This is a genomic window from uncultured Meiothermus sp. (genome assembly GCF_937863175.1).
In the GTDB taxonomy this organism is placed as follows: domain Bacteria; phylum Deinococcota; class Deinococci; order Deinococcales; family Thermaceae; genus Meiothermus.
In genome coordinates this window covers 1-11,108 of record NZ_CALMCQ010000289.1, presented here as the reverse complement: position 1 = coordinate 11,108, position 11,108 = coordinate 1, and the positions used below count along the sequence as shown (strand labels likewise).

The following is an 11,108-nucleotide window of genomic DNA, read 5'->3' as shown; positions in this document are numbered from 1 at the left end:
AACTCGTCCACGGCCCCGGCTGCCCGGTCTGTGTGCTGCCAATGGGCCGGGTAGACGACGGTCTCAAACTCGCACAAGACCCTCAGGTGATTCTGACCGTATTTGGGGACATGATGCGGGTGCCGGGCCAGATGGGGACACCCCTCGAGCACAAAGCCAGGGGGGCAGACATCCGCATGGTCTACTCTCCTCTGGATGCGCTCAAGCTTGCAGAGAAGAACCCCGAACGCCAGGTGGTCTTTTTTGCCATTGGCTTTGAGACCACCGCGCCCTCCACCGCCCTCACGCTGATGCGGGCCAGGAAGATGGGGATCGAGAACTTCTCCGTGTTCTCCAACCATGTCACCATCGTCCCGGCCCTGCGGGCCATCCTGGACTCGCCCGACCTCCGCCTCGACGGCTTTGTCGGCCCTGGCCACGTTTCCACGGTTATCGGCTGCCGGCCCTACGAGTTCGTTGCCAGGGAGTACGGCAAGCCCGTGGTTACCTCGGGCTTCGAGCCGCTTGACCTGTTGCAAAGCATGGTGATGTTACTGCGCCAGCTAAACGAGGGCCGGGCCGAAGTGGAGAACCAGTACGAGCGGGTGGTGCCCTGGGACGGCAACCGCGCTGCGCTGGGCGCGATGGCCCAGGTTTTCGAGCTGCGCCCCTACTTCGAGTGGCGAGGGCTGGGGTTCATCTCCCAGTCGGCCCTCAGGCTGCGCCCCGAGTACGCCCCGTGGGATACCGAGGCCCGGTTCGAGGTGGCGGGTGTGCGGGTTACCGATCCCAAAGCAGCCCAGTGCGGCGAGGTACTGAAGGGTGTGCTCAAGCCGCCCCAGTGCAAGCTGTTTGGCAAAGAGTGCACGCCCGAGCATCCGATTGGCGCACTGATGGTCTCGAGCGAAGGCGCCTGTGCAGCCTACTTCAACTATGTGCACCGCACCGAACTGGTCTCTGGGGATTAGTTAACTTGAAACCTGAACCGCACTTCCTCCCAGTCTCTCTCCCCTTATGGCAGCGGCTCGGTGAGGGGTCGAGCTGGCAGAACCCGCAGATGTTTCGAGTGCAAAAGACCTTCGCCTCGCTTCGCGCTGGCGCAACACCCCTCATCCCCCACCTTCCACACAAGGAGAGAAAGGGCCAGGTGTAATGGCTCGAGTTCTATGACCAAACCCCCCATCATTCGCTTCAAAGACGCACAGATCGAACTTGCCCACGGGGCGGGTGGCAAGGCCAGCCGCCGCCTGGTGGAAGGGTTAATTGCACCCATCCTGGGCAACCCAACGCTGGAAGATGCAGCCTTGCTCAGTCTGAGCGGTACGTCTCTGGCCTTCACCGCCGATAGCTTCGTGGTCAAGCCTTTGCGCTTTCCAGGGGGTTCGATTGGGGAACTCGCCGTCAACGGTACGGTCAATGATCTGGCCGTCTCGGGGGCCAGGCCGCTGGCGCTGCTCTCAACCCTGATTCTGGAGGCAGGACTCTCGGTTCAAACCTTGCAGGGAGAGCTTGAGGCCATTCAACGAACCGCCCAGACCGCCGGGGTGCAGGTGGTGGGGGGCGACACCAAGGTGGTCGAGCATGGCAAGGCCGATGGGCTCTACATCAGCACCAGCGGCATCGGACTGGTGGACAGCCGGGTCTCGCTATCGGCAACCTCGGTGCGCCCTGGCGACCGGGTGCTGCTCTCCGGCCCGATTGGCGATCATGGCATCACGATTCTGCTGGCTCGAGGGGAACTCGACCTCGAGGCCGATCTGAAGTCCGACACCCGCTCGGTCTGGCCGTTGGTCGAGGCCCTGATTCAGTCGGCTGCGCCAGGACTGCGCTGGATGCGTGATCCTACCCGTGGGGGCGTAGCCACCGCCCTCAACGAGCTGGCTAAGGAAGCCAGACTCGCCTTTAAGCTCTACGAAGATCGCGTCCCAATCCGCGACGAGGTGCGGGGGGCCTGCGAGATTCTGGGCCTCGACCCGCTGCATATTGCCAACGAAGGTCAGTTCATTGCCATTGTGGCGCCAGAGTACATCGAAGTGGCGTTGGAAGCTGTGCGTGCGGTTCCCGGCGGGGAAGAAGCCACCCTGATTGGCGAGGCGGTGGAGAACCCTGCGGGCGTGGTCTACACCGTAAGCGGCTATGGCTCGAGCCGGGTGGTGGACATGCTGGTCGGCGACCCCCTGCCCAGGATTTGCTGAGAGGCGTACTGAACAGGTAAAGACTCCGCTCCGGGGAGAGGTGAGTATGTTCGGCTATAAAATTACTGCGGATGCGGTGGAAATAACCCTCCTTGGTTTTACCGTAAGGCGTATTCCTTTCTCGAACATCGAAGATGTTTACCTGGGCTCCAGAGGCAGGGCAGGGGAGGTCTGGACTGTCTTTAAGCTATGGGGGCTGGTAAGCACCCGAAAGAAAAAGGGGCTGCTGAAATATGTGACGATAGCCCCCAGAAACCCGGAGGAGTTCGTAGCAAAAGTTAAGCAAAAGCTAGAAGGAAGATAGAATGTGACCCAGTTGAGCCCTGCTGGCTGGTGGCTCTGTACCAGTAACAAAGTACTCTAAAGCAGGGTGGCTGGCCGGCCCGAATCCCTCGCAGTAACCTCGGCGGACTTCTATGACCCGTATGATGTCCCAGCAGATTCACAGGGCGATGCAGGAGCGCAACGCCCTGGCAAAAGGTTTTTTTGACCAGCAAGCCGACCCACTGGCTGGAGTCTGCCATCAGATGTCCGAGCGGTTTTTGGCGGGCGGGCGGCTGCTGGCCTTCGGGCAGGGAGCCTATGCCACCGACGCGCAGCATGTCGCGGTGGAGTTTGTGCATCCAGTGATTGTGGGCAAGCGGGCCCTGCCTGCGCTCGACCTCTCGCTCCACTTCCGCTCCTGGCTACCAGCCCTGCTTCGGCCCGAAGACATGGTGATGGGGTTTGCTCCCCCGGCGGGCGATGCGGCGGTTGAGGAGGCCCTCGAGCTGGCCAGACACAAAGGTTCGCTCACCTTTGCCCTTACGGGACTCGAGGGCGATTATGCGGTGGAAGTCCCGACGCAGAACCCGTTCATTCACCAGGAGATGGTCGAGGTTCTCTACCATGTTCTCTGGGAGACCGTGCACGTGTTTTTCGAACACCGCGAAAGCAGCTATGAACTCGGGGAAAGCTCCTTTTTGTACCCATTCCTGAGTGGTGAAAAGCAGGATACCAGGGCCTTGCTGGCCGAGGTGGCCCGCTCGATCCGCATGAAGGTGGCCGAGGACGCGGAGCTTCGGCTGGCAGTGGCCCAGCAGCAGTCGGAGACCATCGCCCAGGCAGTGAGCGCGATGGTCGAGCGGTTGAATCTCGGCGGCCAGCTTATCCTCTTCGGTAACGGCGGCTCGGCTACGGACGCCAACGATTTTGCGCTCGACTGTGTGGATCCTCCGGGGGACTGGAGGCCGGTTCCGGCCATCTCGCTGGCGCTGGAGCCGGCGAACCTTTCCGCCATTGCCAACGACGTAGGAACCGAGGCTATTTTTCTGCGTCAGCTCATCGCTCAGGCCCGGCCGGAAGATGTTGCGGTGGCCATTTCCACCAGCGGCGGCTCCAAAAACATCCTCATGGCCCTGCACGAGGCCCGTAAACGCGGACTGCTGACCATTGCGCTGCTGGGGTACGATGGGGGCGAGGTGGTGCGGCAAAACCTGGCCGATACGGCCCTTGTGGTGGGTTCTGACCACATCCCGCGCATTCAGGAAGTGCAGGCATCGGTCTACCATGTGATCCGTGAGCGGTTGGGGGAGGTATGGCGCTAGAACTTTTTGGAACCCGGAGTTGTCAGTTTACCGCCGAACTGCGGGAAGACCTCGAGTGGCGCGGGGTAGAATTTGTCGAATACGACGTGGAAGCCGATGTACAGGCCTTAAGTCGAATGCTGGCTCTGACCCAGCAACGCACCGTCCCGGTGCTGCTCGAGGACGGAGAAGTCAAACAGATCGGCTGGCAAGGGCGTGGGTGTGTGGTGGGATTCGACCCCGACCGGCGCGCATAATTGTGGCCATACGGTCTTAATTCTAGCCGGATTCATCGGCGAACAGCGGGGTAGACAGGTATTTCATCCCGGAGTCGCAGGCGATGGTCAGAACCCGCTTGCCGGGCCCAAGCTCCTTAGCAACCTGTAGGGCGGCCCAGATCATTCCACAGGCACTCATCCCCACAAAAAGCCCCTCCGTGCGGGCCAGCGGCCTGGCCAGCGGAAAGGCATCTTCTTCCAAAACCTGCATTACCCGATCCAGCATCTTGACGTCGAGGTTGGGAGGGATAAAGCCAGGCCCCATTCCCTGAAACTGGTGAGAGCCCATCTCGCCGCCCGAAAGCACATTGCTGCGGCGGGGTTCGCAGGCAATGATCTGCACCCTGGGCAGCCGTTCACGCAGATACCTGCCCACCCCCATGATGGTGCCCCCGGTGCCCGAGCCATATACGAAGGCGTCCAGGCGGCCTTCCATTTGCTCGAAGATTTCTGGCCCGGTGGTCTGGTAGTGGGCCAGGGCATTGGCCGGGTTGTCGAACTGATTGGGCATGAAGGCCCCTTGCTCGGCCACAATGCGGTTGGCTTCTTCGATGGCGGCCAGCATGCGCCGGCTGGGGTCGGTTAGTACCAGTTCGGCCCCATAGGCCTTGAGGATTCGCTTGCGTTCCTCGGACATCTGGGCGGGCATGGTCAGGATCAGCCTGTAGCCCCGGCTGGCTGCAACCATAGCCAGGCCGATGCCGGTGTTGCCACTGGTGGGCTCTACAATTAGTTGTCCTGAGCCCGGCTTTAGCACTCCGCGCTCCTCGGCATCCCTGATCAGATACCAGGCCGTGCGGTCTTTGATGGAGCCGCCGGGGTTGTCACCTTCCAGCTTTACCCAGACCTCGGCCATGCCGGGCTCTACCATACGCTTGAGTCGAACCACTGGGGTCTTGCCGATGACCTGCTCGATAAACATGTCTAAAGCATAGGTCATTGCTGCGGGTGGTACTGGCATCGGTCTACTATTGCTTCATCTGGATGCTTTATACTCGACTGTCTCGCAGAAACGCGGTATGGTTTCTGTGAATCGAGAGGAGTCTCTATGACCGCAAGCAAAGGCCAGGTGGTGACCATTCGTTATACCCTGCACGTGGAAGAAGAGCTAGTAGATCAGGGTGAACTGGACTATCTCCACGGGCATCGCAATATTGTCGAAGGGCTAGAAGAAGCACTGGAAGGCAAGGCTACCGGAGAACGGGTGGTGATTGCGGTGTCCCCGGAAAAAGGCTATGGCCTCTACGATCCTGAAGGCGTGCAGGTTGTCGAGCGTGACGCATTCCCGGCGGATGCCGAACTGGCCGAAGGGGCCATGTTCTATGCCGAAGACCCCCAGGGCAACCCCATGCCCTTTACGGTCCTAAACTTAGACGGCAAAGATGTGACCATTGACTTCAACCATGCCCTGGCGGGCGAGACCCTGAATTTTGACGTTACCCTGACGGCAGTGCGGCCCGCGACGCCAGAGGAACTCGAGCACGGACATGCCCACGGTGTGCATGGACATAACCACTAACCGGTTTTCGAGAACAGCAGGGATAAATTCAATATGTCCCTGCTGTGCATTTGGGCTCTGATAGAATTTTTCCATGCGACAACTCGCTACCAGCCAGCCCAGTCGGGTCGAGGACGATTTTGTGGTCGGTCTGTACCACAAATCCAAGCGCAATTTCTGGAATCCGCAGGACATAGACTTCACCCAGGATCTACACGACTGGGCAACCCTGAGCGAGGCCCAGCAAAAAGTACTGCTGCACCTATCTGCTCTTTTTGTCGGGGGAGAGGAGGCTGTCGCGCTGGATCTGGCCCCCTTTCTCCTGCATGTATGCCAGCAGGGCCGTTACGATGATGCACTCTACGTTGCGGCCTGGACGCTCGAGGAGGCCAAGCATGCCGAGTTCTTTGACCGCTTTCACCGCGTGGTGGCCGGAGCCCCAGAACTGTCGCGGTTGCATGTTGCGTCCTGGCAGCAGATCTTCTACCAGGCTCTGCCGCAGGCCATGAACGCACTCCAGACCGATCGTACTCCAGTCGCAGAAGTTCGGGCGCTGGGCACCTACAACCTGATTGTGGAAGGGGTGCTGGCCGAGACGGGTTATCGAGCCTACCAAGAGGTGCTGGAAAAGGCAAACCTGATGCCGGGATTGCGCATGGGACTGGGGTATGTGCAGGCTGACGAGGGCCGCCACATAGCCTTTGGCCTGCACAACCTGAGCAAGCTGCTCCACCATTACCCGCAGACCAAGGAGGTGCTGGAGGATTTGATGGTCGAGCTGATTCCAGTTGCGATCGGAATTGTGCACGAGGTTTTCGCCACCCACCGGCCCATGCCCTTCGACATTTCTGAAGAGGATTTTGTTAACTATGCCCTGCGACAGATTCAGCACCGCAGCGAGGTTTTGCAGCGACCTTTCAGCCCGACCCGAGTGTAGATGTCGGGCCAGAACCACGGCCGTCGGCTGCAAAATTTCAACAGACTCGACCGCGGGATGGGCTATGCCAAGAGTCCTTTCAAAATGGGCTGCCCTTTGGGGAGCTTGAAGGCCAGGTATTCACCCTGCACCCGAAGTAGAACCAGCAGATACTCGGAGGCCTTCAAACGCATAAACAAGGGCAGCGCATAACGGGCCTCGCCCCGTTCAATGCGAATGTTGCCCAGCGTGTAGGCCATGAAGAAGTCCTGGTCGCTTTGCATCAGGTTGGCTGTATAGAAAAGCATGACTTCGGCGTGATCTTTATCTGCTCTGGCCAGGGCTTCCCAGACCAGTTCCTGGGCCTGGCTGGGGGTCAGGTACTCCCCCTGAACCAGACCCAGGCGCCCATAAAAGGCAGCGGGAAACCGCTTAAACTCGTAGAAAAACCCACCTGGGCTATGCCACCAGCGCACGATTTCATTCTCGCCAGGGCTACCCTGGGCGCTCTCGAGGGCATATTCGCGGGCCAGTGCAAAGGGCTCGAGGTCGGGAAACTCGCCGGACTCCATGCCCTCCAGAAGCAGTCGCTGGGGATCTATTTCGATGCCAGTATTCATAACTATTCGCCAGGGTGAAATTCCCCGGTGCGGGCGGTGAACCCAGGGTTGTTCAGGGCTCGCTTGTCTCCTATGTGCAGTGCGGTGATGCCTCCGGTGAAAAGCAGATAGCGGGTGCTAAAGCCCGCCAGACCCATCATAGCAGCAAGGGTGGTGGGATCGGGGAAGCGCTCCACCGATTCTGGCAGGTAGCGGTAGGCCGAGGCACTTCCGGAGACCAGTCCGCCGATCAGGGGAAGTATGCGGGTAAAGTAGAAGCGGTACAGCGCCCCCAGGCTACCCTGGGGGGGCGGCGGGAAGTCCAGAATGCACAGCCTTCCGTCGGGTGCAATCACCCGATGCAACTCGACCAGCGCTTGGTGGTAATCAGCGAAATTGCGGAAACCAAAGGCAATCGTTACGGCATCAAAGTGGTTGTCTGGGAAAGGTAGCTCGAGTGCATCGGCTTCGATAAAATGAATCGAAAGCCCGGCTTTTTGGGCTTTTTGACGGGCCAGCTCGAGCATCGGGGGGGCAAAGTCTCCACCGATAACCTCGGCCTGGGGTGCAGCCTTCTTCAAGAGCACGGCAATGTCGCCGGTGCCGGTTGCCAGGTCGAGAATGCGACGGGGATTTTTCTCCAGAGCGGCCTCTACAGCGGCCACACGCCAGGTGCGGTCAATTCCGACCGACAAGACCCGATTGAGCAGGTCGTAACGTGGCGCAATTTCTGCAAACATTTTCTGAATGACTCGGGCTCTGGCTTCGGGACTGTCTTGCACCCCTGTAGTTTAGCATTCGGGATACCCAAACGTTGCTCGCAGTGTAGAATCCGCTCTGAGGAAGTTATGGGTAAGTACTTGTTTCTGATCGTCAGCCTGCTGACCCTGTTGCTCATGATTCTGGCTCCGTGGGCGGCGCCGATGCGGGAGTTCGATGGCAGCGGCTACCTGCTCAATCCGCTGGGAACCATCAATCCCCAGGGGCTGGTGCTGCCAGAAGGTCTGGGGTTCAACTGGCTGGGGGCTGCACTCGGGCTCTGGGTGGCGCTACTGATTGCTGCGAGTGTGGCTATGTTTTTGCCCCATGCAGAAACCAGGGCACGAATGCTCTACATCCTGGGTGGGGTTGGCATTGCCATATTTGTGGTGGAAGCGGTGCTTTTTTACCAGGCCATAAACGCGGTAAACGACGCCGCAGTAGCGGCTGGGGCGCGCCGCCCGCCGCTGCGACGCTTTGCCCTGTCCCTGGGTGTTTATGCAGGACTCTTCTACTCGCTGGGGTTGCTGCTGCTGGCGCGTATGCAACTGCTAGGGGGGCTGGCCTTCCTGGTCCGGATGCGGGGGCTGGTGGTGCCGCTAGGCTCGTTGCTGCTGGCCGTGCTGATTGGAGCGGTGGTGGTCTCTGTGTTGCGGCCTGGTCTGGGAGCCGAAGGGGTAGAAAGGCTGGGGTGGCGCGAGCTTGTTGCTACCGAGCTTGATCTGGTGACGTATACCTTCCAGATTTTGTTCAGCCCCATCCTGACCCTGACCGGAATTTTCTCGAGCCTGGCCTTTGCCACCCCGCTCATTTTCACCGGGCTGGCAGTGGCCTTTGGCTTCCGTGCGGGGCTCTTCAACATCGGTGCGCCCGGGCAGCTTACCATTGGGGCCTTGTCTGCAATGCTGGCTGGGGTTTACCTGCCGCTGCCGGGCTGGTTGCTGCTGCCTGCGGCAATTCTGGCTGCCGCACTCGGTGGGGCTGTCTGGGGTGGGGTGGTGGGCTGGCTCAAAGCCCGCTTTGGCGCGAACGAGGTTATCAACACCATCATGATGAACTACATTGCGGCCTCGGTGCTTTTGTTCATGATTTCCGGCAACGAGTACCGCTTCTTTGGGCAGACAGTCTGGCTTCCCTTCAAGGCGGAGGGCCTCGAGGCCCGTAGCCACGAGATGCAGGAAGGTGCTCGCATTCCGCTCATGGTCAACCTCTTTGTGCAGGATGGAGCTTTTTCCTGGGCCTTGCCGCTGGCACTGCTGCTTGGACTCGGGACATATTTCGCCTTGCGGCGGTTAGACCTTGGGCGTCGGCTGCTGCTATCGCTGGCGGTGGTGGTGCCCGGCTTTGTGGTGGGCGGTCTTTTGCCGGGCTTCCCAATTGAGGTTCCCCCGGCTATGGCCGCGCAACTGTTCAACGGCTCATTCGTAATTGCTATTCTGGCGCTGATATTTTATAACTTCTACCTCTTTCGTTCCTCGGCAGGCTACGAGCTGCGGGCCACCGGCCTGGCTCCCAGAGCTGCCGAGTACGCCGGGGTGAATCTCCGGCGCAAAATGATCCTGGCCATGGCGATTGCTGGAGCGCTGGCAGGGCTGGCCGCTACCCACTACGTTCTGGGGGCCGGCATGGACGGAACCTACCGCCTCAGCCAGGCCATTCCAGCCACGGTGGGCTTTGAGGGCATCGCGGTGGCTTTGATGGGCCAGAACACTCCGCTGGGGATCTTTTTCGCCGCAACGCTGTTTGGGGTGCTGCTGTCCGGTGGGGTTGCACTCAACGCACAACTCGGCATCAGCAACCAGATTATCCTGGTGCTGCAAGCCCTGATCATCCTCTTGATCGCAGTGGGGGGGCTGCTGCCGCGCTACTTTACCGATCCGCTTCAGGCCGCACAGGTCGAAACCGAGGCCAAAGCCGAGCTCGAGGCCCGGCAGGCCAGGTCTGCACCGGCAGGGGGGAACTGATTTATGGAGATTTTTGTTGCGTTGTTCTTTTCAACCCTGCGCCAGGCTGCACCCATCCTGCTAACCTCGCTGGGGGGGTTGTTCTCCGAGCGAAGCGGTGTGGTGAACATCGGACTCGAGGGCATGATCCTGTTTGGGGCTGCCGCTGCCGCCATCACCGTCAACCGCATTGAGGTGGCCACAGGGGGCCTCGAGGCGGCCTGGATTCCCTGGGTTGGCTTGCTGGCCGGAGCTACCATGGGCGGTCTGGTGGGCCTGGTTCATGCCATTGCCTCCATCAAATACCGCGCCAACCAGATTGTGGTCGGAACCGCTATCAACATTATTGCCCTGGGTGCGCCTTCGATTGTGCTACAGGTGCTCTACTTGAACACCTCTACCTCGCAGCCGGTAGAAAACCGGCTCCCCAACGTTACCCTGGATCTGGGCCTGGGGACTGGAACCATTTCGATCCTGGTGGTGGTGGCTTTCTTGCTGGTTCCGCTGATCTGGTGGGTCTTGTTCAAAACCCCCTGGGGGCTGCGCCTGAGGGCCGTGGGCGAGCACCCTGAAGCAGCCGAAACCATGGGCGTGAACGTGATCCGGATGCGGTACGCGGCGGTCATATTATCAGGCGTTCTGGCGGGCATTGCCGGTGCCTACCTCTCTATTGGCTTCCTCAACCAGTTTATCCGGGGAATGAGCGCAGGCATTGGGTTTATAGCGCTGGCCGCCCTCATCTTTGGCAAATGGCATCCACTGGGTATTCTCGGGGCTACCCTGTTGTTTGGCTTTGCGCAGGCGCTGGCGATTCAGCTCCAGGGCGGAGACATCCTGCCCGCCTCCATCGTGCAGGCCCTGCCCTTCATTCTGACCATGCTGGTGCTGGCAGGCTTTATCGGACGCAGTCGTCCTCCGGCGGCGGTTGGCAGGCCGTATGACAAGTGAGCGCTGGTTTAGCCCACTCCCGCATAGATTTGCCCATGCTACGGTTCAAACGCCCTTGAAGGGACGAGTTGAACATAGGCCACCGCTCGAGCCAGCGTGGAGAAGCCCAGCAGCAGTAAAAACATGGCAATTTGCAGCGGTACGACCTGGGTTAGGGTGGAAACCAGCACCAGCGATTCCAGAAGGGCAATTAGTAAGAAGTGCCCGCCCAACCCACCCTGCTGCATCAAGTCCCAGCCTTTGCGGATGGCCCTGGGCCAGGTCTGATCGTCATCTACCATGATCTGGAAAGTGTGAAACCACAGCAGGTTTATGGCCACCAGCCCCAGGAATCCCAAAACTGCGGCCAGCAGGGTGTGGGGCACCGCAAAGGGCAGCCCCACCACAAAGGCCCCCAGGGCAGTGGCAACAAAAACAATCCCAGCCAC

At 60.0% G+C, this 11,108-nt stretch carries 12 protein-coding genes and 1 pseudogene; 9 read left to right on the top strand and 4 right to left on the bottom strand.

The window, feature by feature from the left end; all coding sequences use genetic code 11:
• From hypD to Q0288_RS10955, 5 genes are all read left to right on the top strand, one after another.
• Positions 1-947: hydrogenase formation protein HypD (gene hypD, locus Q0288_RS10975; protein ID WP_299430334.1), on the top strand; the 947-nt coding region annotated here is incomplete at its 5' end.
• A 198-nt stretch (positions 948-1,145) separates the two neighbouring features.
• On the top strand, positions 1,146-2,174 hold the full coding sequence (hypE, locus tag Q0288_RS10970; RefSeq protein WP_299430332.1) for a hydrogenase expression/formation protein HypE: 1,029 nt from the start codon (positions 1,146-1,148) through the stop codon (positions 2,172-2,174).
• Positions 2,175-2,220: 46 nt separating this feature from the next.
• The gene (locus Q0288_RS10965) at positions 2,221-2,478 is read left to right on the top strand and encodes a hypothetical protein (protein WP_299430330.1); all 258 of its coding nucleotides are present in this window, start codon (positions 2,221-2,223) and stop codon (positions 2,476-2,478) included.
• Between the two features lie 112 nt (positions 2,479-2,590).
• Positions 2,591-3,760, top strand: a complete 1,170-nt coding sequence (locus Q0288_RS10960; RefSeq protein WP_299430328.1) for an SIS domain-containing protein — start codon at positions 2,591-2,593, stop codon at positions 3,758-3,760.
• Positions 3,751-3,996: a Uxx-star family glutaredoxin-like (seleno)protein gene (locus Q0288_RS10955; protein ID WP_299430326.1), complete on the top strand. Its 246-nt coding sequence runs from the start codon at positions 3,751-3,753 to the stop codon at positions 3,994-3,996. Before Q0288_RS10960 ends, Q0288_RS10955 begins: the two co-directional genes overlap by 10 nt.
• Positions 3,997-4,018: 22 nt before the next feature.
• Here Q0288_RS10955 and cysK read toward each other — a convergent pair whose 3' ends face one another.
• Positions 4,019-4,939: a cysteine synthase A gene (gene cysK / locus Q0288_RS10950; protein WP_299430324.1), complete on the bottom strand. Its 921-nt coding sequence runs from the start codon at positions 4,937-4,939 to the stop codon at positions 4,019-4,021.
• A gap of 126 nt (positions 4,940-5,065) precedes the next feature.
• Between cysK and Q0288_RS10945 the strand changes: the two genes are divergently transcribed.
• Positions 5,066-5,536 carry a peptidylprolyl isomerase gene (locus Q0288_RS10945; RefSeq protein ID WP_299430322.1) on the top strand — a complete coding sequence of 157 codons (471 nt, stop codon included), beginning with the start codon at positions 5,066-5,068 and terminating at the stop codon, positions 5,534-5,536.
• A gap of 73 nt (positions 5,537-5,609) precedes the next feature.
• Positions 5,610-6,452 carry a R2-like ligand-binding oxidase gene (locus tag Q0288_RS10940; protein WP_299430320.1) on the top strand — a complete coding sequence of 281 codons (843 nt, stop codon included), beginning with the start codon at positions 5,610-5,612 and terminating at the stop codon, positions 6,450-6,452.
• A gap of 62 nt (positions 6,453-6,514) precedes the next feature.
• On the opposite strand, the gene Q0288_RS10935 is transcribed toward Q0288_RS10940, so the two are convergent.
• Both Q0288_RS10935 and ubiE read right to left on the bottom strand, forming a co-directional pair.
• Positions 6,515-7,051 carry a hypothetical protein gene (locus Q0288_RS10935; RefSeq protein WP_299430319.1) on the bottom strand — a complete coding sequence of 179 codons (537 nt, stop codon included), beginning with the start codon at positions 7,049-7,051 and terminating at the stop codon, positions 6,515-6,517.
• Between the two features lie 2 nt (positions 7,052-7,053).
• Entirely contained in the window at positions 7,054-7,812 is a 759-nt protein-coding gene (gene ubiE, locus Q0288_RS10930; RefSeq protein WP_299430318.1) for a bifunctional demethylmenaquinone methyltransferase/2-methoxy-6-polyprenyl-1,4-benzoquinol methylase UbiE, read from the bottom strand.
• Positions 7,813-7,878: 66 nt separating this feature from the next.
• On the opposite strand from ubiE, the gene Q0288_RS10925 reads away from it, so the two are divergent.
• Together Q0288_RS10925 and Q0288_RS10920 are read left to right on the top strand one after the other, a co-directional pair.
• Positions 7,879-9,753, top strand: coding sequence for an ABC transporter permease (locus Q0288_RS10925; protein WP_299430317.1), 1,875 nt, complete (start codon positions 7,879-7,881; stop codon positions 9,751-9,753).
• A gap of 3 nt (positions 9,754-9,756) precedes the next feature.
• On the top strand, positions 9,757-10,680 hold the full coding sequence (locus tag Q0288_RS10920) for an ABC transporter permease (RefSeq protein ID WP_299430316.1): 924 nt from the start codon (positions 9,757-9,759) through the stop codon (positions 10,678-10,680).
• Between the two features lie 38 nt (positions 10,681-10,718).
• On the opposite strand, the pseudogene Q0288_RS10915 reads toward Q0288_RS10920, so the two are convergent.
• Positions 10,719-11,108: pseudogene (locus Q0288_RS10915) on the bottom strand (hypothetical protein); the annotation flags it as partial.